General features: G+C 58.0%; 15 protein-coding genes and 5 pseudogenes. 12 read left to right on the forward strand and 8 right to left on the reverse strand.

The window, feature by feature from the left end:
* Positions 1 to 88: 88 nt before the first annotated feature.
* Positions 89 to 421 (reverse strand): DUF7693 family protein, encoded by a 333-nt coding sequence (locus tag G7009_RS03100; protein WP_181128509.1) that lies wholly within the window; start codon positions 419 to 421, stop codon positions 89 to 91.
* Positions 422 to 486: 65 nt separating this feature from the next.
* Between G7009_RS03100 and G7009_RS03105 the strand changes: the two genes are divergently transcribed.
* The 3 genes from G7009_RS03105 to G7009_RS03110 all read left to right on the forward strand — a co-directional run bounded on the left by G7009_RS03105 (position 487) and on the right by G7009_RS03110 (position 2542).
* Complete coding sequence (locus G7009_RS03105; RefSeq protein ID WP_181128510.1) at positions 487 to 1020, forward strand: enoyl-CoA hydratase/isomerase family protein; 534 nt, start codon at positions 487 to 489, stop codon at positions 1018 to 1020.
* Positions 1021 to 1038: 18 nt separating this feature from the next.
* A complete protein-coding gene (locus tag G7009_RS27615) occupies positions 1039 to 1173 on the forward strand; it encodes a hypothetical protein (protein ID WP_258197851.1) in 135 nt (44 codons plus the stop codon).
* Positions 1174 to 1618: 445 nt separating this feature from the next.
* Entirely contained in the window at positions 1619 to 2542 is a 924-nt protein-coding gene (locus tag G7009_RS03110; RefSeq protein ID WP_181128511.1) for a LysR family transcriptional regulator, read from the forward strand.
* On the opposite strand, the gene G7009_RS03115 is transcribed toward G7009_RS03110, so the two are convergent.
* On the reverse strand, positions 2539 to 3678 hold the full coding sequence (locus G7009_RS03115; protein ID WP_181128512.1) for a porin: 1140 nt from the start codon (positions 3676 to 3678) through the stop codon (positions 2539 to 2541). The two genes, G7009_RS03110 and G7009_RS03115, sit on opposite strands and share 4 nt — an antisense overlap.
* A 382-nt stretch (positions 3679 to 4060) precedes the next feature.
* Between G7009_RS03115 and G7009_RS03120 the strand changes: the two genes are divergently transcribed.
* Positions 4061 to 5380 (forward strand): MFS transporter, encoded by a 1320-nt coding sequence (locus G7009_RS03120; RefSeq protein WP_181128513.1) that lies wholly within the window; start codon positions 4061 to 4063, stop codon positions 5378 to 5380.
* A gap of 3 nt (positions 5381 to 5383) precedes the next feature.
* Positions 5384 to 6559 (forward strand): M20 aminoacylase family protein, encoded by a 1176-nt coding sequence (locus G7009_RS03125; RefSeq protein WP_181128514.1) that lies wholly within the window; start codon positions 5384 to 5386, stop codon positions 6557 to 6559.
* 155 nt (positions 6560 to 6714) lie between these two features.
* Here G7009_RS03125 and G7009_RS03130 read toward each other — a convergent pair.
* Both G7009_RS03130 and G7009_RS27620 read right to left on the reverse strand, forming a co-directional pair.
* Positions 6715 to 7434, reverse strand: a pseudogene (locus tag G7009_RS03130) (transposase); the annotation flags it as partial.
* Positions 7435 to 7960 (reverse strand): annotated as a pseudogene (locus G7009_RS27620) (transposase); the annotation flags it as partial. It lies immediately after the preceding pseudogene.
* A 424-nt stretch (positions 7961 to 8384) separates the two neighbouring features.
* Between G7009_RS27620 and G7009_RS03140 the strand changes: the two are divergent.
* Positions 8385 to 9524: a lactonase family protein gene (locus G7009_RS03140; RefSeq protein WP_181128515.1), complete on the forward strand. Its 1140-nt coding sequence runs from the start codon at positions 8385 to 8387 to the stop codon at positions 9522 to 9524.
* 136 nt (positions 9525 to 9660) lie between these two features.
* Positions 9661 to 10822, forward strand: a pseudogene (locus G7009_RS03145) (IS3 family transposase).
* 7 nt (positions 10823 to 10829) lie between these two features.
* Here the strand turns inward: G7009_RS03145 and G7009_RS03150 are convergent.
* Both G7009_RS03150 and G7009_RS03155 read right to left on the reverse strand, forming a co-directional pair.
* A pseudogene (locus tag G7009_RS03150) lies at positions 10830 to 11072 on the reverse strand (transposase); the annotation flags it as partial.
* A gap of 202 nt (positions 11073 to 11274) precedes the next feature.
* Entirely contained in the window at positions 11275 to 12240 is a 966-nt protein-coding gene (locus tag G7009_RS03155) for an endonuclease (RefSeq protein WP_181128516.1), read from the reverse strand.
* 61 nt (positions 12241 to 12301) lie between these two features.
* Here G7009_RS03155 and G7009_RS03160 point away from each other — a divergent pair, with 61 nt between their 5' ends.
* On the forward strand, positions 12302 to 14329 hold the full coding sequence (locus tag G7009_RS03160) for a sensor domain-containing diguanylate cyclase (RefSeq protein ID WP_181128517.1): 2028 nt from the start codon (positions 12302 to 12304) through the stop codon (positions 14327 to 14329).
* Between the two features lie 43 nt (positions 14330 to 14372).
* On the opposite strand, the gene G7009_RS27625 is transcribed toward G7009_RS03160, so the two are convergent.
* Together G7009_RS27625 and G7009_RS03170 are read right to left on the reverse strand one after the other, a co-directional pair.
* The gene (locus G7009_RS27625; RefSeq protein ID WP_258197852.1) at positions 14373 to 14642 is read right to left on the reverse strand and encodes a hypothetical protein; all 270 of its coding nucleotides are present in this window, start codon (positions 14640 to 14642) and stop codon (positions 14373 to 14375) included.
* A gap of 473 nt (positions 14643 to 15115) precedes the next feature.
* Positions 15116 to 15915, reverse strand: a pseudogene (locus G7009_RS03170) (NAD(P)/FAD-dependent oxidoreductase); the annotation flags it as partial.
* Between the two features lie 275 nt (positions 15916 to 16190).
* On the opposite strand from G7009_RS03170, the gene G7009_RS03175 reads away from it, so the two are divergent.
* The 4 genes from G7009_RS03175 to G7009_RS03190 all read left to right on the forward strand — a co-directional run bounded on the left by G7009_RS03175 (position 16191) and on the right by G7009_RS03190 (position 21727).
* Positions 16191 to 17681, forward strand: a complete 1491-nt coding sequence (locus tag G7009_RS03175) for an aldehyde dehydrogenase (RefSeq protein ID WP_181128692.1) — start codon at positions 16191 to 16193, stop codon at positions 17679 to 17681.
* A 162-nt stretch (positions 17682 to 17843) separates the two neighbouring features.
* A complete protein-coding gene (locus G7009_RS03180; protein WP_181128693.1) occupies positions 17844 to 18722 on the forward strand; it encodes a helix-turn-helix transcriptional regulator in 879 nt (292 codons plus the stop codon).
* 13 nt (positions 18723 to 18735) lie between these two features.
* Positions 18736 to 20118 carry an aspartate aminotransferase family protein gene (locus G7009_RS03185; protein ID WP_181128518.1) on the forward strand — a complete coding sequence of 461 codons (1383 nt, stop codon included), beginning with the start codon at positions 18736 to 18738 and terminating at the stop codon, positions 20116 to 20118.
* Positions 20119 to 20281: 163 nt separating this feature from the next.
* The gene (locus G7009_RS03190; RefSeq protein WP_181128694.1) at positions 20282 to 21727 is read left to right on the forward strand and encodes an APC family permease; all 1446 of its coding nucleotides are present in this window, start codon (positions 20282 to 20284) and stop codon (positions 21725 to 21727) included.
* The last annotated feature ends 106 nt before the right edge of the window (positions 21728 to 21833 follow it).

Raw genomic sequence — 21833 nt, forward strand, 5'->3', positions numbered from 1 at the left:
AGGCGTGAGGATGGAAGCCCGTAGGGCCGAGCCACGTAGTGGCTTGGTATACGACAGCCGGCCCCAGCGGGGTATGCCACGAAGTCCTCTACAGAGCCTTCAACATCTTTTCCAAGGTCTGATGTTCCCACGTCGATAACAGAGCAATCGGATCAGTCCGATCACCTGAATCGAAATCCCAACATTGCCCATCCGGGCTCACAGCCTGCTCGCAGTAGTTCAGCTCATCGCAATCGTTGTAAATCGTGATGCGCCAACCCTCCACGTTGACGACAAAGTGACAGGCGTAGACCTCATCCCAAGTCTGGTCGCCGATCTTGGTCATAGCCCGACGCCCAAGCACCACCTCTCGCAGCACCTGGCAAACCTCACGTGCCGTGAGCCCGTCTCGAGATCCATCGCCGCAATCGTCTAGTGTCATAGGGCAGTCTATTTTCTCAGTCATCTACTTGAGGATTCTACTCTCCACGCACAGGGATGGATGTCATGGCTTCAGTTGACGGCCATTTGGACAAGGCACGGGTGATCGTCCTTAGGGCTGAGGGACGGGTATTTTCAGCTGGGGCCGATTTGAGTTCGGCAGCCTTCGTTCCGCCCGGTCCCGGGCGTGCCCAGCGTCAGCATGAGATGCAACGGTTGTATTCCGGTGTTGTGCGGCTAATGCGCAGTTGCCCGCAACCCATTATTGCCTTGGCCCAAGGGGCTGCTTGCGGGGCAGGCTTTTCGTTGCTGCTGGCGTCTGATGTAAGGCTGCCGACTGAGCACGCAAAAATGAATGCCGCGTATCTGCGCATCGGTCTGGGTGGCTGTGATATGGGCTCCGGTTACCTGATGCCACGCCTGGCAGGACTATCAGCGGCAAGCGAATTCCTTCTCAGCGGCCGCTTCATCAGCGCACAACGTGCGCTGGCGATGGGGTTGATCAGCGAAATTGTCGCACCTGAACAGTTACTCGAGAGCGGCCTTTCGCTGGCCCGCGACATGCTCAAGGCATCGCCCATGGGATTGCGCCTGACCTAAGAAACCTTGAATGCCAGCGTGGATGCCGGCAGTCTCGACGCTGCTCTGGTACTTGAGGACCGCCAGCAGGTAATCCTGCTCGATACCGAAGATCACCGTGAGGCGGTGGCGGCGTTTCTGGAGCGAAAAGCACCGAGTTACGAGGATTTTTGAGGCGATATCGTGATGGGCGGAGATGAGATGGGCGCGATCATGAATATCGGTAACTACAGATCCGCATCGAGCAGGGCAAAGTCTTTCCCATAACATGTGCATGGCTATCACCCCCTGTGAGCGGGCAGCGCTGCTCTGGCCGTAGACACTACGCCACCCTCGCCGAGTAGCGATCCACGGGAGGGTGCACTATAAACACTCCGCGACTGATATTCGAAGTGGCCGTGGTGGCCCGCACCGATGCGCCGAGATCAACGCCTTTTGCCGTACCCACCTGGACGCGTTCAAGGTGCCGCGCATGATAGTCTTTGGTGAGCTGCCAAAAATATCCACCGGTAAGATTCAGAAATTCCCCTGCGTGACGGACCCGCCAGCGCTGATCTATGCGCGCCTCTGGCCGGCATCTTGCTTTATCTTTGCCACTGATAAAAACGAGCCGGACACCGTGAAATTTCATCAAATCAAAGCCTTGGTCGCAATCAACCAATGCGGCAGCATCAACGAGGCTTCGCAAATACTGCATGTCACCCAGCCGGCGCTGAGCCGCTCGATCAAGGATCTGGAACGAGAGCTTGGGCTGGCCTTGCTGCAGCGATCGTACAAGGGCATGTCGCTGACCGATGAGGGGCGGCGCATCATCCGCCACGCCCACATGGCCGTTGAAAGCATGCGGCGTCTGCAGATCGAGGCCGATAACATTCATGATACTGCGGTGGGGGAGGTGGCCATCGGGGTGACTTCGTTGACCGCCATGCTGCCGGGTTTCGAGCAGTGCATCAGTGATTTTCAAGCGAAGAACCAACGGGTGCGAATCAAGCTGGTCGAGCAGCGCCCTAGCCATATTGTCCAACGTTTGCGTGACGGGACGCTGGATTTTGCACTGACTTCGCAGCAGAACACTCAGCGCCTGAATCTCGACTGGGAAGCCTTGCATCGTATTCAGGGTGCGGTGCTTTGCAGCCCCGGCAATCCCTTGCGCCACTCGCGTTCACTGCGCCAGTTGCAATACGCCAACTGGATCAGCCTGGATGAGATCGACGATCGCTCGTCGCAGTTCTACCAAATGTTCGAGGTCAACGATATTCATCCGCCGCAGAAGGTCATCGAGTGCGCCTCTCTGCTGTTGGCCTTGCGTCTGGTGGAGAATGCCGATGCTTTCATGACCCTGAGTAACCTGGCGGTGGGCAATACGCTGCCGCCGGGACGCTCGCCAGAGTTGGTCTGGGTCGAGGTCGAGGAGATCATTCCCGACTATCCGATTTATCTGGTGTGCGTCGACCGCCACTCGCTGACGTCGCCGGCCAGGGACCTGTTCTATGGCCTCAGGTCCAAGTTGACCGCAGAGTCGATATCCGAAAGCGCTGGTTAGAAGTGGTAGTACATGCCTATTGCCAAGTTCTGCGGGTCGTCACCGGCCTGCTCAAGCGGGATGCCAGCATAGGTCACGGCTGAATTAGGACGGTTGTCGATCAGCGCGACGCGGCCGTAGATTGCCCAGTTGGGCCGTAGAAAATGGTCGTAGCCGAGCATCACGCCGACCGCATCTTGGTCGCCGAATTCGATGTTTCGCTTGACCAGTGCCAGGCGTGCCACGTCGGTTTTGCCCACTGGCGCTGAGATGCCCAGCGTCCACGCGCTCATGCTCGGCGTAGCGTGATAGTCGACATCCTGGCGCTGCCAGGTCAGGCTGGCCGCGAGAGGCCCGAAATCATAAAAGGCTGAAGCGCTCTTGAAATAGTTATGGGTCTGGCGCTGGCGGCCGCCGTCATCCCACGGGTCGCTGAGATAGTCATTGAACGAGCCCAACAACATCCACCGCGCATTGCTGTACTGCACGCTCAGGCCCTTGCCGCGCAGGGTTTTGCCCGAACTGGCGGTGTCGTTCAAGCCGAAGCTCAACGCGCTGCCGAGGCTGAAGCCGCCGAACTTGGGCGTGGTGTATGCCAGGGTATGTTTGGGCCGAAGGTCAAGGTAATAGGCTCCGCGCCCGGCAGGCGGGATGGTGAGGTAGGTGTAGGGCGAGCCATAGGTGGCCAGAAATGGATCGGCGAAGGTCGGCGTGCCCATGCCGTAGGTTTTGCCGAATTCTAGCTTGCCATACGCTTGCGAACGCAGCGCCGCAACCGCCAAGCGTAGGGCGCCGATCTGCTTCCAATGCTCATCAAATGCTTGGCCATTGAGGTTGAAGCCTTCTTCGACATCTATTTCCAGCACCGTGTCCGGGGCTAGCGCCTTGCGCATGTATAGCCCCAACTTGTTAGTCCAGGCCGCGCCGCCAGCGACCTTGAATCCCGAGTGATGACCCGAGTCCTGGTAGTTCACAAACGCATCGACGGTGCCATAGAACTTGAGCTTGTCGTCATAGCCCTTGTCGACGTTGTAGTAGCCAAACCCCGATGCCACCCGGGCGATGGAGGGGAACCCCTCGGCCAGGCTGGCAATCGGCAGACCAAGACCCAGGAGCATGGCGACCAGTGACAAACTGCGCGTGGCGGACGTATCCATTCGGACTCTCCGTGACATGATGGCTGTGGTTTGCAGTCTTCCCGAAAATAAAATCTTCCGGAAATTGTCAATTTCATATGCCTATGTCTTTTTGCTAACTTGCTTATCCGGCGAAGTTGATTTTGGGGCTGTCGAGCGAGGTGAACTGGTCGCGAAACGTGGGATTCTGCTTCTTTGTTCCCGGATTCATCCGTGATCGCTGCCAGAAAATAGTGCGTCGGGTGGCTGAGATGCTGGAAATCGCCCTCCCTTGGAGCGCTATGGCGCATGAGGCCGCGCAAACTTAACAATTGGTTAATTGCCTGCAAAAAATGCAAGTGATTGATTGCTAGGGTTGCCCGATAGTTGGCGTTAACAACGCGAACGACTCGGAGAGAGCCCCATGAGCATCCTGCATTCCGATACCCCTTTGGCAAACAGCGCGATCCGGCCGGAGCACGCTGCCGTCGGGTCTAGAAAAGCCACCGTGGCATGCGCCCTGGGCAACGCTCTAGAGATGTACGACTTCACCATCTACAGTTTTTTCGCTGTGGTGATTGCCAAGAACTTTTTCCCGGCACAGTCTCCGGTGGCGTCATTGCTGATGTCGTTGACCGCCTTTGGCGTGGGTTTTCTGATGCGGCCAGTGGGAGCGATGGTGATCGGCCGCTTCGCCGACCGGAACGGTCGTAAGGCGGCGCTGACCCTGACCATCTCTCTAATGACGCTGGGTACCGCCCTCATCGCTTTCGCCCCCACTTACCAACAAGCCGGCGCTTTCGGCACCATGCTTCTGGTGATCGGGCGACTGACCCAAGGGTTTTCCGCCGGCGGTGAAATCGGCACCGCCTCGGTGCTGCTGATGGAGTCGACCTCGACGGCCAATCGTTGTCACAGCGTAAGCTGGCAGGCCGCCAGCCAGGGGTACGCGGCTTTGGTAGGGGCCGGCATCGGGCTGCTGCTCAGCAGTGTCATGAGCACGCCTGACCTCGAAGACTGGGGGTGGCGCATCCCGTTCATCGTTGGCCTGCTGATCGGCCCGGTCGGCTGGTACATTCGCCGTTGCCTGTCTGAGACCCTGGAGCAGCCAGCGATCTGCGAACCGTGTACGGCGAGCCGCAAAGCCCATTGGCGCGAGATGATCGACCTGCGCAACACCGTTCTGGCCATCGGCCTGATGGCGAGTGCGACCATTGGCATGTACCTGTTCATTTTCTATATGCCGTCGTATCTGGTCACCACGCTGCACTACCCACAGCGCAGTGCCCTGGCAATTGCCTGCGTTGGCGCAGCGTGCCTGGCGATCATCTCGCCGATTGCCGGGCGCTATGCCGACCGCCACGGCCTGCGCAAAAAGCTTCTGGTGTGGACCGTCACTTTGCCGGTCATAGCGGCATGGCCGGCGCTGTGGCTGTTGTCGCACACCACCAACCTATACGCTGCAATGCTGATCGTGGCGCTGCTGGTATTGCCCGGCTGCGTCGGTTCCGGGGCGTTTTTCGCGATGATCATGGAAGCCTTCGCCAAGCCGCAACGGGCACTTGGCACCTCAGTCAGTTACAGCTTCGGCGTGACCTTGTTCGGTGGCTTCTCGCCGCTGATCGCCACGTGGCTGACCTCGACCCTCAACAATCCGTTGGCCCCGGCCTTTTACCTGTTGGCCGGTGGGGCGATCAGCCTGACCTGCCTGAAACTGTTCCCGGAAAATACTGGAAGAGCCTGACCCATGCGCACTCAAGAAGCCGAAACTACTTTCAGCGACACCGACCTGCAAACCTTCGTGGCCTTGCGTCGGCAAATTCACGCAGCTCCCGAGCTAGGAGGCGAGACCCCGCACACCGCCGAATTGGTCGCCGCCAAGCTGGAGCAATGGGGCTACCAGGTTCACCGCGGCATTGGCGGTCATGGCCTGGTAGGGGTTTTGCAAAAAGGCCATGGTCTGCGTCGCATTGGCCTGCGCGCGGACATGGACGCGCTACCGATGCAGGAGAAAAATGCCTTTGCCCATGCCAGCCAGATTCCGGGTCGCATGCATGCCTGCGGTCACGACGGGCATACTGCGATCTTGCTCGCCGCCGCCTATCGCCTGGCGACCGCTAACTTCAACGGCACCCTCAATCTGATTTTCCAGCCTGACGAGGAAGGGCTGTGCGGCGCCAAGGCGATGATCGACGACGGCCTGTTTCAACGCTTTCCGTGCGATGCAATTTTTGCCCTGCACAACATGCCCGGTTCGCCGGTGGGCACGGCGGTGATCCAGGCGGGGCCGACTATGGCGTCGTCCGAGCGGGTGCGCCTGAGCATCACCGGCAAGGGTGGACATGGCGCCATGCCCGAGCTGGCAGTCGATCCAATGCCAGTGGTTGCCAGTCTGATCAATGCCATCCAGACCATCAAGTCACGCAATCTGGGCCCTGAAGAATACGCCGTGATCAGCATCGGCATGCTGCAGGCAGGCAGTGTCTACAACATCATTCCCGACGAAGCCAGCATGTTGATCAGCGTGCGCACCGACACCCCGCAAACCCAGCACAAGATTAACCAGCGCCTGGAGCAGATTGTCCGCGGTCACGAGCAGTCGTTCGGTGTCAGTATCAATTTGCAGATTACTCAACTAGCCCCTGCGTTGATCAACCACGCGGCCGAAACTGCGTTAGTTCGTCAAAGCCTGGAGCCGCTATTCGAGCCCGGCCAGTTGCACAGCCGTGGACCCAAGATCATGGGTACCGAAGACTTTGCCTGGATGCTCAACGAGGTACCGGGCTGTTACTTCATGCTGGGTAACGGCGAGGGTGAGTTTCATGGCTGCTCGGTGCATAACCCGCACTACGATTTCAACGACGAATTGATCCGCTTGGGCGCTGACTGCTGGGTGAAACTGGCGGAGGATTTCCTAGCCTAGGCCCGGTCATCATCCATTGTTCACAGAAACGTGTTCAGCCTGATCTGTCAGGGCCTTACTGGCAAGGATGCCGAAAGCCCTCGGCGACTGGTGTCCGGAAACTTTGCCAAATCAAGAAGTCTTTTTCAGAGTTTCCCTAGAGGGTGTAGACAAAATTATGTCGTGAGTCGACGCGCAAGTATGCGCGCCTCGGCCAGCCACACCCACGCTTCACTCACGGCGAGCAGTCGATCGTGGTGCATGATTAGCCGCCGAGCCCTCTCATTCCAAGCATGAGTCCGCTCAACAACCCACCTATTGGGCATAACTACGAAGCCGGTAGGTGCAGGAGCTACAGTAAACAGATCGCCTTGCTCTGAGTGCCATTGCCCCGTTCTTCTATTGTTTGACCCCCGGATTAATTGAACGTTGACCGCGTGCATTTGATGCATGCATTGAGCCCATTTACCCGCGTATGCACTATCGACGAAAAGCGTAGTCAATGAAGGGTATTTTTCCTTCGAGTAAGCCACGGCGTCATCCGCTGCGTCGCGATCCTGCACACTCGCTGCGCTGATACTCACCGCCAGAAGCAGGCCCAGCGTATCGACTATCAGACTTCGCTTGCGGCCCTTTACTTTCTTGCCTGCGTCGAAGCCACTGGCTCCGCCTTGAGGGGAACTGCGAGTCGATTGGGAATCCCATTCAGCATCAGTCAAGCAACTGGGATATCGCTGCTCTGGCAACTGGCGTCGGTGCGTTTCGTTGTAGCCATAGGACTTGCGAGGTTCGGGTGACACAAAGCTGCCCTTGGCGCGCTGCTTTATGCGTGTAATCCCCGCCAGCTTCAAGGCTTTTGCAAACGTGTCGGGATGAGCGGTGACACCTGTTTTCGCCAACAGATACCGTTCCGGCAGAGCGGTCAGTTGCCCTCGTCTTCCACTCCCCAGTAGTCGTTGAGCTTTTTCGCAGCACCAGCAAGGCGGCTGTTTCAGCCAGTGCCTTGTCCTTGCGGCGCAATTCGCGCTCCAGCTGTTGAATACGTTTCCTGTCCTGTCGCGCTTGCTCCCGATCCGCCTTGGGCTGAGGTTTGACAGGGGCCATGCTGCTGATGAACGACTGTCTCCAAGCTGCAACTTGCTCGGGGTACAGACCTTTGCGGCGGCAATACTCACCCAGCCCCACCTCGGACAGGTTGGCGCTTTCGATGACGGTAGAGAACTTCATTTCCGCCGATCAGGATTCGGCTGGGTGATGAGGATCGGACACTTCACATCCTTTGGCTCTGGCTTGTTTACGCCAGTTGGACAGCGACATTTCGGTGAATCCCTCGCGCCGGGCTACCTCGGCCCTCGTCAGGCTCAGCGGGGAGAGCAGCATCTTGAGCAGTTCAGCTTTACGCTCAGAGGAATAGTACGGCACTTCGACTCGCTTTCCGCCCCCAGGGTTGGTTTTCAGGTGAATCGGGAGAGGCGACAACTATCCTGGCACCGGGGACTCACTCCAAACACTAAATCACCTGGCGATAATAGATAGCAGCCTATCGTTAAGTTAAGCTGGCCTTGCCAGTTATACCCCAGTGAAAGATACGCACGCCAGATGCCTCAGCACAGTATCTTATGAGTGGAAGCAGGATTCTCGTACAAATCGGGGATCGCAACTGCGCTCCAATCCCAACGCATAACGGCATAAATTTCTGCGGTAGGACTGTTTGAATCAGAGCACCTACGGCCTCCCCGGGCCTGACAAGCAGTTCAAGCTTGACAAGTCAAGCCAGAAAAACCAAAAATTGATCAATGATGTATGAAGTCTGACGACTAAAAACAACAACGTGGAGAAGTATCAGATGGACCGAGCCAAAACTATCAAGCGCCTTGCCAGCGCCGCACTGCTAGTGAGCGCCTCACAGGCCTGGGCCAACACTTTTGTCTACGTCTCCAACGCCACCGACGGTACTATTAGTAGCTACGACCTGTCTAAACAAGGGCAATTGCAGCCCCTGACCACCACCGAAGCCGGAGCAGGCGTCATGCCGCTCGCTTTAAGCCCAGACCACAGCAAACTCTACGCCTCCATCCGGGGCAAACCTTACTCAGTAGCCACCTACGCTATCGAGCCCGCCAGTGGTGCACTCAAGCACCTGAAGAATGCTACCGTTGCTGACAGCCTGGCCTATATCTCGACGGACAAGACCGGCCATCACTTGTTTGGCGCTTCATACGGCGAAGACCTGGTAAGCGTTAACTCAATTAATGCCGATGGCGTAGTTACGGATAACGCGCAGCAAATCATCAAGACCGGCCCGAATGCCCACTCAATCATCGTAGATAACACCAATCGGTTTGTGTACGTCGCCAACTTGGGCGCAGACAAACTTCTTGAATTCAGATTCAATGCCGCCAGCGGCAAACTTGATCCTCTCGGCCACGTTGAACTACCCAAAAACAGCGGCCCGCGCCACCCAGTCATTTCACCAGATAACCGCTTCCTCTATCTGCTTAGCGAGATGGCCGGCAGCGTCACCACCTTTGCCGTAAACCAAAATACCGGGCAGCTCAGCGCACTGGGTGAGGTCAACGCGATACCAGCAGACTCCGACCTGGTACACGGCACTGCCCGACCGATGATCAAGCCAGGGCAACCGGTACCGCCGCCACTGGCCACCAACCTGATCTGGGCCGCCGACATTGCGCTGACGCCTGACGGGCGCTTCCTTTATACCTCTGAGCGCACTGGCAGTACCGTCAGCGTGTTTACGGTAGACCGGAACAGCGGCCTGCCCAGCTTCGTGCAAAACCTTAAAGTCGAACAGCAACCGCGGGGTATCACCGTAGACCCCGCGGGTCAATGGCTGCTGGTCACTGGCGAAAAAAGCCCTAACATTGGTGTGTACGCCATTGATCCGAGCCGCGGCACACTCACTCAACACGCCACCGCACCTGCCGGCAAAGGCGCAAACTGGGTACAAGCCGTCAGTTATCCATGAAATAAAATCGGTGCCTCTCAGTTGGTCACACCCAAGACTAGGGGCGCCATGCATCCCGCCTACGCTCAGACCTGTGTAGTGGTCTAATGACCGGACACCTATTTAGGCGAGAATGCTCGCCCCAGAGAGGTGTCTGATGACCAAGCAACGTCGTACCTTCACCCCTGAGTTCAAGCGAGAGGCTGCGTGCCTGGTGATTGACCAAGGCTACAGCCATACCGAAGCAGCCCGTTCGCTTGGGCTGGTTGAGTCGGCCTTGCGTCGTTGGGTGAACCCGCTCCAGCAGGAACGTGGCGGTGTCACTCCGATCAGCAAAGCCCTGACGCCCGAGCAGCAAAAGATCCAAGAGTTGGAAGCCCGAATCAATCGGCTGGAACGGGAAAAATCGATTTTAAAAAAGGCCACCGCGCTTTTGATGGCCGAGGAACACGAGCGTTCGCGTTAATCGATCAACTGCGGGCTCAAGAGCCTGTTGATCTGTTGTGCTCGGTATTTGAAGTCACCCGATCTTGCTACTACGCCTACTGCCGCAAACGTCGATTTCCGGATGCCGAGCGGGTGGTTTTGCGCAGCCGCGTGAACGAGCTGTTTACGCAAAGCCGAAGCGCTGCGGGCAGTCGAAGTATCATGCTGATGATGAAAGAGGACGGCCTTAAAATCGGGCGATTCAAAGTATGCAAGTTAATGAGCGAGATGAACTTGATCAGCAAGCAGCCGGGTCCCATGCCTACAAAAAGGCCACAGTGGAGCGGCCTGATATCCCGAATGTGCTTGATCGAGAGTTCACCGTTGCATCCCCCAATGAGGTCTGGTGCGGTGATATTACGTACGTCTGGGCTCAGGGCCGGTGGCACTATCTGGCGGCCGTAATCGACCTTTATGCGCGCCGGGTGGTGGGTTGGGCGTTCTCACCCAAGCCCGACGCCGACCTGGTCATCAAGGCGTTGGACATGGCCTATGAGCAACGTGGCCGGCCTCAAAATGTGCTGTTTCACAGCGATCAGGGCAGCCAATACGGCAGCCGTAGTTTCCGCCAGCGACTATGGCGATACCGCTTCAAACAGAGCATGAGCCGGCGCGGCAACTGCCATGACAACGCGCCGATGGGGCGGCTGTTTCGCAGTCTGAAAACAGAATGGATACCGACGGTGGGTTACATGAGTGCTACGTTGGCGAAACAGGATATCGGTCGGTTCCTGATGGAGCGGTACAACTGGCGGCGACCGCATCAGTTCAATGAAGGCCTAGCACCTGCGGTCGCCGAGGAAAAACTTAAGGCAGTGTCCGGGATTAGTTGACCACTACATACAGAACTTCTTCCATCGCCGGATCGCTCAGGGAGAACCAGTTCTGCAACAGATGGATGTGCAGCATGGTTTCCAGCGGATAAGGTTTTCGGCCGCCACCGGCTTTAGGGTAAAACGGCTCGATCAGCCCCAGCAGGCCTGTCCAGGGTACGACCTGATCCATCTCGGCGAGGAAGCGTTCGCGGCGGGTTTGCTTGCGCTTGCCGGCGTACTCAAAGTCGGAAAAGCTCATCTGGCTCATGGGCGGCTCGGATCAGGTGGTCAGGGAATTTTCGCATAACTGAGAGCTTGTTCGGAGATTCCCATACAATTTCGACATCCCGACTCTTCCCCGCATTGCCCTTCGCGAGCATGGTCAGCATCCCGCTTTGTGGGGATGCCAATCAACGATCAGACTGACTCGGCAGCGGACACACGCTCATTCCATGAACCTCATCCCGATGTCATTTGCAATTTCCGGCCTTGCGATAACCTGCGGCCAGAGCTTCAGGCTCTGAGCTGAACGACACCTGGTTCTTCACCGATACCTTGTCATAGCTCGGGCAGCCTGTAGGCAGGTGATAGAGACGACTATTACGGTTGCCGATGATTGCCCCGCCATTCGCCTTGCTCGACGTCTGGGCGCTGGCCTTTGTGTTGGAAGTCGACACGGGGATAGCGCTCACGACACCTTCACCCACGGGTTTGTAGCCCAGTGTCCATTCACGCTCGCCGGTAACGAAGGGATTGGGGTGCCCCATGATCCTGGCAATACGTTGGTTACGTTCCTTCTCCCACGCGGACACGGGATGCTGCTTGTCCCAAGCCATGAGGAGCTGCTGTTGCTGGCGCGACATGTTCAACTTGTACCGATCGAACATGTAGAAGGTTGTCCTGGCAACCAGCCCCTTCACTTCGTCACGGGGTTCGGCCGCGCGTTGCTGGAAATCGACCTTGGTCGTGCACTGACCGTATTGAGGCGCTACACCTGAGGCCATGCCGTAGTTGAAATTGCTGCGGTCGCCGTTTACCTCGCCCACGGCGGGGTAGAGGTTGAACAGGTCAGCTTCCATCGCACGGAAAACCGGATCGTCGTCTACACAGTGCTCGCGACCTCCATTCTGCCAGCATTGACGCTGGTGTCCGAACGTCCATGCGGGAACGATGTGCTCCCATTCAGTGCGTTCTGCACGAGTCTGCTGCTTGCGGGTCTCATAGCCGCAGGACTTGGCATCGACCCTGCCGCCTGATTGGCCTGCCCACGTCCATTTGCAGCCACAATAAAGTTCGCCCATGGCGCTGTTCGCCTGATCGAAGTACACCTTCTGCTTGGCGATGACCTTGGCTTCGGTGAAGGACGCGGGAGGGCTGGAGAAAGCGGGGGAAACAACAGCGAGGGAAAGGACTAGGACGTACAACAGCTTCTTCATGTGCACACATCATCGAGATTGAGGCTTCGATTATACGTAGGTCATTCACCGATTCACCTGATTGACATTTCAATTTTCCGTCGAAAAAGTCATACAAATAGCGCGCTGGCGAATGGTGATTGTCGTTCGTCGCTGCAGTCGCCCAGGTAAGCGTTCCGGCGACCCGATTCAGCGGTTTCTCTTCACAACCCTTGTGACATCGGTAGAGTCTGTCGCTATCGTTGCGAATCGATTCCCTGATGAGCGAGCAGCCATGCAAATCGCACCATCCCCACTCAATGAAGCCGCGCGCCTGTGCTTCCTCGAGAGCCTCAACATTCTCGATACGCCCGCCGAAGAATCCTTCGACCGCATCACCCGGCTCGCTGGCGCTTTGCTCGATGTGCCCATGGCCTTGGTCTCGCTGGTCGACATGAATCGCCAATGGTTCAAGTCGCGCCAGGGTATCGATGTCCGGGAAACCACTCGAGACGTCGCATTTTGTGCTCATGCCCTGCATGTAGAGGAGCTGCTGGTCATACCGGACGCACGGTTGGATCCGCGTTTTGAAGACAATCCGCTGGTTGTAGGGGAACCCTTCGTACGGTTTTACGCCGGAGTACCGTTGCGCTTCGCGGGTGAGCTGACGGTCGGTACGCTCTGTGTGCTGGATACCAGGCCACGACAAGTGTCGGACGCCGACTTGGCGAACCTTCGCGATCTGGCCAGGATCGTCGAGCGAGAAATGCTCCATCGCAGCCTGGCTATCGACGTTGGTGCGATACAGCAAGCAGAACAGAGTGCGCTGGTTTCTTCGGACACGCGTTTTCGCATGGTCTTCAATAACAGCCCCACCGCTAAGGCCATAACAGGGCTGGATGGACGAATACTCCAAGCCAATCGCGAATTGTGTCAGCTCCTTGGTCAAGCCCCCGAGTCCTTGGTGCTGCTTCATTTGGCTGACCTGATAGATCCCAGGGATCAGCAGGACCTCGAGCTTTTCTGGGGTCGGCTGATCGCGGGTGCGCTGGATTCGCATGTCGCCGAGGTGCGTTTCTCAAGTGATGCTGGAGATACGGTATGGGTAGAGCTGAGCATGTCTGTCCTGCGCGGGGAGGGGGGAGAGCCCGAACAGATGGTGGTGTTCGCCCGAGACATCGGGGAGCGCAAGCGCAGGCAGCTGCAGCTCCAGCGATACCAGGCCACGCTGGAGCAACAGGTAGCGCAACGTACCGACGAGCTCGAGCGCAGCCAGGAAACCTTGCAGGCCATTGCCGACAATCTGCCCGTGCTGATTGCCCACATCGATACCGATCTCCGGTACCGATTCAACAATGCCGTGTATCAGCAGATCTTCGGGCTGGCGCCGGCTCGGTTGAAAGGTCGGAAAGTGAAGGATGTGCTGCCCGAATACGTCTATCAACAATTGTTGCCCTGTTTCACCAAGGCACTGGCCGGTGAGCGCGTGGAGGCCGACAACATGCGCTATAGCCCGAACGATTCCCGCATCTGGCATGCCACGTACGTGCCGGATATCCGTAACGGAAAGGTCGAGGGCTTCTTCGTGATGTCGTTGGATGTGACGGATCGCAAGCAGAGAGAGAAGACCCTGCTGGATCAGGCGACCCTGGACTCGTTGACCGGCCTGCCCAACCGTTCGGCGTTGCACAAGGAGCTGGACTATGTAGTGCAGCATCGAATCCCATTCGCGCTCTACTTCATCGATCTCGACGGCTTCAAGCAGGTCAACGACAAATATGGCCACGAAACCGGCGACCTGCTTTTGCAAGCGGCTGCGGAGCGGATGCTGACGATCATGCGCGCCGACGACACGGTGGCCAGGCTAGGCGGGGACGAGTTCGTCGTCATCGCCCAGCCGGTGTCCAGTCAGGCGGCGATCAGGGATATCGCACGCAAGCTCTGCGACACGCTGTCCGCTCCCTTCGATCTCGAAGAGGTCAGGGTATCCATCGGAGCAAGCATAGGCATCCATGTGAATCATTCGGGACTTGCTCCGCTGACGGCGGACGAGGTCTTGGTTCGAGCGGATAAAGCCATGTACGAGGCCAAGCGACAAGGGCGCAATGGCTATTGTGTTGCAGCTGATTGAGTAGGTAACTAGCTAACGTTCGGGAGGCCACCGAGGCCCACGTTCAATTTTTCGTTTGAAGAACCCACCCTTCCTGGCTCATGTCCCGAGTGAGCCGTGAGCAAGGAGCTCCATGAAGGCGGCGGAACAGCTCCATAATCATGGCCAGACTGTGCTCGGCCACGGTATTGGCGGCATAACCTGGCACGCTGGCCACTTCGATGCCGTGGGCATCGCAATAGCCGTTGAACACATGATGCTCAGCCCCACCTTTCTCGATATTACAGTCATGACAATTGATCGTACGCTTGCGCTTGTTCGCGCGGATTGTCATGGATTTCTAATTGTCGAGATTGATAGGACATGGGGACTGCGGCAAGCCCGGAAGTGGGCCACGATCGGCACAGGAGAAACTGGCGGGCCTCACACCGCTGCAAACCCATGTTTTCCGCCACTCCTAGGAAAACCATAAGAAAGTCGCCGCAGGTAGGCATTCGCAGCGGCTATGCCAGTCAGTTAGGAAAAGCATTCGGTTTTGAAGTGCTGAAGCCTGCCTTTCGGTTTTTGCGATTTTCTGTGGAGCTGAGGGCCTCGTCGCGGGGCAAGCCCGCTCGCCACCGGGGGCATGTTCTCGCTGTGGCGCGTACCGGTGGTGAGCGGGCTTGTCCCGCGACGAGGCCGTCGGTATCACAGAGGATTCGCGAGCTGATAAATAACTTCAGCCTGAACATCACGTCGCACGCGCCTCCCCAAGTGGCGCTTGAATGCCGAGAATGCCAACAACTCATCGCGTTCGCCGGCCAGTCAGTTGGCCAACAGGGTGTCGGTCACCGGTGCCCAGGTGGTGCCCAAGCCATTGCAGCAGAGTGCTCCGTGGGCCTTGGGGGCAAGCGAGCCGAAATGAGACATGTGATTGCGCGACAGGCACATGGAGCCGCCCCATGTGTAATCGAAAGGCGACCCGGTGGGTATCGGGAATCGGCGTTCGAACGACTCTCTGTGCTGGCGACCGGCATGATCGAGATAGCGCCGATGGGCCCTGCCATCGGCGTTGAAGCTGAAGCTGTTGCGAACCAGCAGGCGTTGATCGGGGTGCGGCGCCACGTGCGGCCGGAGGGATCGGCGGGAATGCCCCCAGGTTTCCTTTCCGCCCAGACGATTTTGCTCCTCTGCCGTCAAAGGGCGCGTCATGCTTGCGTAGGTGAAGATGGGTAGGAGCCTGCCTGGCAGGAAACCGAAGTGGGAGGCGAAGGCGAGGTCAGCAGCAACTGATCGACAACGATCTCGCCACTGGCATGCTTGAGCGTGATGCGGTCGCCTTGCTCGATGGCGGTGATGACCGTGTGCTCATACAGGGTCACGTTACCGGGTAGCGTATTCGCCAATTCTTTGGCCAGGGCAGCGGGCTGTAGCAGCATGGTCCCCGGCGTATAGAGGGCCTTTTCGTAGAGCGAGGTACCAAGGTGAACGGGTATGTCTCGACTCTCGATCATCTCGTAGGGCTGGCCAAGCTTTTCCAGTCCGCTGCGATGGGCCTCCAACACCGCGAGCACTTTGCTTTCGTCTGCGGCCTGACACTTGCCGTTGGCGCGGATCTGACAAACGATGCCCATTTCTGTTGTCGGTGACAACGGTTGGCAAGTAAGAGAAATGCTCGGGCACACGGTTATTAAAGTATTCCCTTGAGCGTGAATGTGCTGGCAACGTAAAAAAGCCTGGTGCGCCGAGAGCGTGTCAGATGCCCCTCGACGTCCTATTTGCGCAAACGGCATCTTTAGTTTGGCCAGTTTTTTTATTCCGCCAAGGCATATATTTACTCGTTTTACTTGGGCTGAGACTGCCGCACCATCATGTGCTTGTTAAAACAATCACGGAGCGAAGCGTGCACGATTTCAATTATTGGCAGCAACGTGCTGCACAACAACGTTTCCTGGACAAGGCGTGGATCAATGGACGTTGGGTCTCAGCGCAATCCGAGGCGACGTTCGATTCCGTCAACCCTGCGACTCGTCAACTTCTCGCGCGGGTAGCGGCCTGTGGCGAAGTCGAAGTCGATCTGGCCGTTAGGGCGGCCCGTCGTGCGTTCAACGAAGGTCCTTGGGTTCGCATGTCGCCGTCCGAGCGAAAGAAAATCCTGTTGCGCTTGGCGGAGCTGCTGATGGCTCATCGGGAAGAGTTTGCATTGCTCGACTCGCTCAACATGGGCAAGCCGGTCATGGATGCGTACGACATCGATGTTCCCGGTGCAGCCAATGTGTTCGCGTGGTACGGCGAGGCAGTGGACAAGATCTACGATCAGGTCGCTCCAACGAGCAAGTCTGCCTTGGCGACTATCACCCGTCAGGCGCTTGGCGTGGTCGCTGCGGTCGTGCCGTGGAATTTCCCGTTGGACATGGCGTCATGGAAGCTGGCCCCTGCGCTGGCTGCCGGAAACAGCGTGGTTCTCAAACCTGCGGAGCAGTCTCCGTCCTCGGCCCTGAGGCTGGCTCAGTTGGCGCAGGAAGCGGGTATTCCTGATGGCGTTCTCAACGTAGTCCCGGGCCTGGGCGAGAGCGCTGGGCGAGCATTGGGTCTACATCCGGACGTGGATTGCCTCGTGTTCACGGGCTCTACCCAGGTCGGCAAATATTTCATGCAGTATTCAGCCCAATCGAACCTCAAGCAGGTGTGGCTGGAATGCGGTGGTAAAAGCCCGAGTCTGGTGTTCGAAGATTGCCAGGATCTCGACCTCGCCGCGGAGAAAGCTGCCTTCGGCATCTTCTTCAATCAGGGCGAGGTCTGTTCCGCCAATTCCCGTCTCTACGTACAGCGCTCGATTCAGGACGAGTTCATCGAGCGCCTCGTCGCCAAGGCAAGCCAGTGGCTTCCCGGCGATCCTCTGAACCCGGCGAGCCGCGCGGGTGCCATCGTCGATGGACAACAGGCGGGGCGCATCGTCTCGGCCATCGAGCAAGCCACTGCGGATGGCGCACGCCTCGTGTACGGCGGCGACAGGTTGACGTTCAACGGGTCCGACAATTTCATCGCGCCAACCATTTTCCGCGACGTCCACCAGAGCATGGCGCTGACCCGAGAAGAAATCTTCGGGCCGGTATTGGCAGTCAGCGCTTTCGATACCGAAGAGCAGGCGCTCTCGATGGCCAATGACAGCATCTATGGGCTCGCCGCCTCTGTCTGGAGCGACGACCTGAACCGTGCCCACCGTGTAGCGGCTGCCTTGAACGTGGGCACTGTATCGGTCAATACGGTGGACGCGCTTGACGTGACGGTGCCGTTCGGGGGTGGCAAGCAATCAGGGTTCGGGCGCGATCTGTCACTGCATGCGTTCGACAAGTACACCCAGCTGAAAACGACCTGGTTCCAGCTTCGTTGAGCTGCAGTCGAGGGCAGGTTTCAAGCGTGCACAGGGTGTCGATTCCCCCCATAGGGTGATATCGGAGGTGCTGCCCTCATGGGACAATCCCGAGCACTAGGCGGGATATTCAGCGCCTCTTGAAAGGATTCACGAGGCGCCTTCGCAGACAGGTGGCGCATGATGGAAAGTGAACGGCTTGCATCGTTGCAGTGGTTTCAACAGCTGGCAAAAGTGACCGAGGTCATAGGTCAGCACGAGTTTGTCACTACCTTGGTCGATGCGTTGAGTTGCCTGGCGCCGATTCGAGCCGCGACGGTGTATCTCTATCCGCACGAGGGGCTGCCCACTGCGCTGTTCGAGTGTGACGACGAAGGGCCGTGGTTACCGGAAGGTAACGTCAAGCAATACCTGACAGGGTTCTATCTGCTCGACCCTTTTTATGGGGCCTGCGTCGATAACCTGGCCTCCGGTTGTTATCACCTGGCAGACGTGGCGCCAGACCATTTCGAGCGCAGCGAATATTATGTGGCTTTTTATCAACATGCCCATATAGAGGACGAACTCAATTACATATTGCAAGTTGCCCCCGGACTGACACTTTCTCTTTCACTGGTCAGTGCGAACAAGTTGAGCGACGCCGCATTGAGGCACTTCAAGATCATCAGTCCCTGGGTGCTGTCCGTGCTCGACAGGCATTGGGAAGGATTGGGCAATGACGCACGCGGCGAAAGGTTCGAGAGTCCGTTCGCTCGCAAGGTACACGCGGCGCTCAAGAACTTTGGCTGCTCGCTGTTATCGCAGCGTGAGTGTGAAATCGCCCAATGCATATTGCGCGGCCATTCCACGCGATCGTTGGCTGAACGTCTGGTCATTTCTGAAGATACTGTCAAGACGCACCGCAAGCATGTGTACAGCAAGCTGGATATAAGTTCCCAGTCTGAACTGTTTTCCTTGTTCATCCATTCCTTGGCTCATGCGCAAGGCGTGCTGGGCAAGGACCCTCTGGAAACCTACCTGGGCATGGGCGCAAGGCCCATACCCGCGTTACGCCAACTATAAGAAGGAACATCAGATGAATGCACCATTGAAGCTGGGTCGCGCGACCGCAGATTACCAAGCCTCGGACGCTGCGCATCACATTCATGCCTTTCTCGATCAAAAGGCACTGAATGCCGAAGGCCCCCGAGTGATGGTCCGAGGCGAGGGCCTTTACCTCTGGGACAACGATGGCAATCGCTACCTCGATGGCATGTCCGGCCTCTGGTGCACCCAGCTAGGTTATGGCCGCAAGGACCTGACTGTCGCGGCGAGCGCGCAGATGGACCAGCTGCCTTACTACAATATGTTTTTCCACACCACTCACCCGGCGGTGATCGAGCTCTCGGAACTGCTGTTCAGCCTGTTGCCGGGGCATTACAGCCACGCCATCTATACCAATTCCGGTTCTGAAGCGAACGAAGTACTCATTCGCACAGTGCGCCGTTACTGGCAGGTTGTCGGCAAGCCTGAAAAGAAAATCATGATTGGCCGCTGGAATGGCTACCACGGCTCCACCTTGGCCGCCACGGCGTTGGGCGGCATGAAATTCATGCATGAAATGGGCGGCATGATTCCAGATGTCGCGCATATCGACGAACCGTATTGGTACGCACAGGGTGGCGATCTCACCCCAGCCGAATTTGGCCGCCGATGCGCGTTGCAGCTGGAAGAAAAGATCCTGGAACTGGGCGCCGAGAACGTCGCCGGATTCATCGCCGAGCCATTCCAGGGCGCGGGGGGCATGATCTTCCCACCTGAGAGCTATTGGCCCGAAATCCAGCGCATCTGCCGCCAATACGATGTCCTGTTGTGCGCCGACGAGGTGATCGGAGGCTTCGGACGCACGGGCGAATGGTTCGCTCACCAGTACTTTGGATTCGAGCCCGATACCTTGTCGATCGCCAAGGGTCTCACCAGTGGCTACATACCGATGGGTGGCCTGGTGTTGTCCAAGCGCATCGCCGAGGCGTTGGTCGAGCAGGGCGGTGTGTTCGCCCACGGCTTGACCTATTCCGGCCATCCCGTTGCAGCTGCCGTCGCAATAGCCAACCTCAAGGCTTTGCGCGACGAGGGCATCGTTACCCAAGTCAAGAACGACACGGGGCCTTATCTGCAAAAATGCCTTCGGGAGGTCTTTGCCGACCACTCCCTGATCGGGGAAGTCCAGGGTACGGGTCTGGTGGCAGCCTTGCAGTTTGCCGAGGACAAGGCGACTCGCAAGCGCTTCGATAACGAGAGTGACATCGCCTGGCAGTGCCGTACGTTCGGTTTCGAGGAGGGGATCATCATCCGCTCGACGCTGGGCCGCATGATCATGGCGCCCGCCCTGGTAGCGGGGCACGCGGAGATCGACGAGTTGATCGAAAAGACGCGCAGGGCCGTCGACCGTACCGCGCGGCTAATCGGCCGAGCGTAGACGCACTGAAAGGACGTGGCGTCGGCGGCTTCGCAGCCGGCGCCCTCCCTCCCTAGACCTCGAGCGTGTGGTGAACCTGATGAGTCCAGGGGTTACACGCTTCGCATACCCGCGTGTCGTCGATCTTGCGCAGTACCCATCCATAACAACAAAAGGTGTACTCATGGCTGCTCATCCCACTCTACCCAGCGGCGGAACAGGCCGTGCCCCAGCGCCCCGGAAACTGGGACTCACATCCTTGTTGGCGGTAGCCATTGGCCTGGTCGTCTCCCAAGGCGTCATGGTCTTGATGCTGCAAGGCGTGGGGATTGCCGGGTTCGGCTTCATCATCCCGCTGGCAATCGCCTGGTTGCTCGCCCTTTGCTATGCGTGCTCGTTTTCCGAACTGGCGCTGATGATGCCTCGTTCCGGGGGGCTGAGCACCTACACGGAAGTTGCGATCGGACAGTTCCCGGCGATACTCGCGACGTTTTCAGGATACATAGTCGTCGCCATGTTCGCGCTCTCCGCCGAGCTCTTGTTGATGGAGTTCATCATCGACAAGGTCTACCCTCACTCGCTCCCTTCGTTATCGATAGCGTTTGGTGTTCTCGCATTGTTCACGGTGTTGAATCTATTCAATATCGATATCTTCGCGCGTCTTCAGACGGCGCTTGCGGTTGTCATGGTGGTCATCCTGCTGGTAATGGGGCTTGGTGCGATTGCCAGTGATATCCCCACGCCGAACCCGACGGCCCTGGCGCAGTGGAATCCCATGGGCATGGGCGTGATCGCGCTTGCCGCCATGGCGGTATGGGGGTTTGTCGGCGCGGAGTTCGTCTGCCCCTTGGTGGAAGAAACACGTCGCCCGGAACGCGCTATCCCCGCATCGATGTTCATAGGGCTTACCGTTATCTTCGTGATCATCTGCGCTTATGGCCTAGGCGCTCTGTTGACCGTGCCGCAAGCGGAACTGGCGGCCAATGGACTGCCTCATTACCTTTTCGCCACGACCGTGTTCGGGGAGACCGGCAAGGTATTTCTGGTAGCCGCGTCGATCACTGCGACCTGTAGCACGCTCAACAGCTCACTGGCGGCGATCCCGCGGATGCTCTTCGGCATGGCCCGGAACGGGCAAGCGTTCAAGGTGTTCAAGGTTCAAGGCAAGCGCAGCGGCGCTCCATGGGTCGCTGTGTTGTTCATCTCCGGCGTGACGGGCCTGCCGCTGCTGTTGATGCACGATCATCCCGACGCCATCAATCAGTTGCTGCTTTCCGCCGCTCTGGCATGGCTTCTGGCCTATGTGATCACGCACATCAATGTCATCGCCTTGAGACGCAGGTACCCGCTGGCCGCGCGGCCCTTCAAGACCCCCCTCTACCCCCTTCCACAGGCAGTCGGCATAGCAGGCATGCTCTATGCCATCTGGCATGTGTCACCGAGCCCGGACATGACCTTCGCCATTTTCGCCTATGCGGGCATGGTCCTGCTGCTAGTGTCCGTAATCGCGATCATCTGGATCAAGGTAGTGATGCGCAAGCCGCTGTTCAAGCCTGAACCCCTGGCGCTAGATGAACAGTCGAACCGTCCCGACTTGCCCGGCGTCACGGTACCCGGCGTGCCCGTTTGAGGGACGAACAGGCGAGCGCTGTCGTTGTGGGTCGCGATCCCTGTGGGGCATCGACCTCTCTTCGAGCAGCGCCTGGCCGAGCCTGTGCACTGCGCTCTTTTCTCAT

The sequence above is a fragment of the Pseudomonas capeferrum genome (assembly GCF_013523055.1).
Lineage (GTDB): Bacteria > Pseudomonadota > Gammaproteobacteria > Pseudomonadales > Pseudomonadaceae > Aquipseudomonas > Aquipseudomonas capeferrum_A.

Bases quoted from the DNA above. Each gene is read 5' to 3' on its own strand.
- G7009_RS27625 (WP_258197852.1), bottom strand. From the start codon at position 14,642: ATGACAATCCGCGCGAACAAGCGCAAGCGTACGATCAATTGTCATGAC.
- G7009_RS03125 (WP_181128514.1), top strand. From the start codon at position 5,384: ATGCGCACTCAAGAAGCCGAAACTACTTTCAGCGACACCGACCTGCAA.
- G7009_RS03140 (WP_181128515.1), top strand. From the start codon at position 8,385: ATGGACCGAGCCAAAACTATCAAGCGCCTTGCCAGCGCCGCACTGCTA.
- G7009_RS03115 (WP_181128512.1), bottom strand. From the start codon at position 3,678: ATGGATACGTCCGCCACGCGCAGTTTGTCACTGGTCGCCATGCTCCTG.
- G7009_RS03190 (WP_181128694.1), top strand. From the start codon at position 20,282: ATGGCTGCTCATCCCACTCTACCCAGCGGCGGAACAGGCCGTGCCCCA.
- G7009_RS03120 (WP_181128513.1), top strand. From the start codon at position 4,061: ATGAGCATCCTGCATTCCGATACCCCTTTGGCAAACAGCGCGATCCGG.
- G7009_RS03100 (WP_181128509.1), bottom strand. From the start codon at position 421: ATGACACTAGACGATTGCGGCGATGGATCTCGAGACGGGCTCACGGCA.
- G7009_RS03180 (WP_181128693.1), top strand. From the start codon at position 17,844: ATGGAAAGTGAACGGCTTGCATCGTTGCAGTGGTTTCAACAGCTGGCA.
- G7009_RS03185 (WP_181128518.1), top strand. From the start codon at position 18,736: ATGAATGCACCATTGAAGCTGGGTCGCGCGACCGCAGATTACCAAGCC.
- G7009_RS03155 (WP_181128516.1), bottom strand. From the start codon at position 12,240: ATGAAGAAGCTGTTGTACGTCCTAGTCCTTTCCCTCGCTGTTGTTTCC.
- G7009_RS03105 (WP_181128510.1), top strand. From the start codon at position 487: ATGGCTTCAGTTGACGGCCATTTGGACAAGGCACGGGTGATCGTCCTT.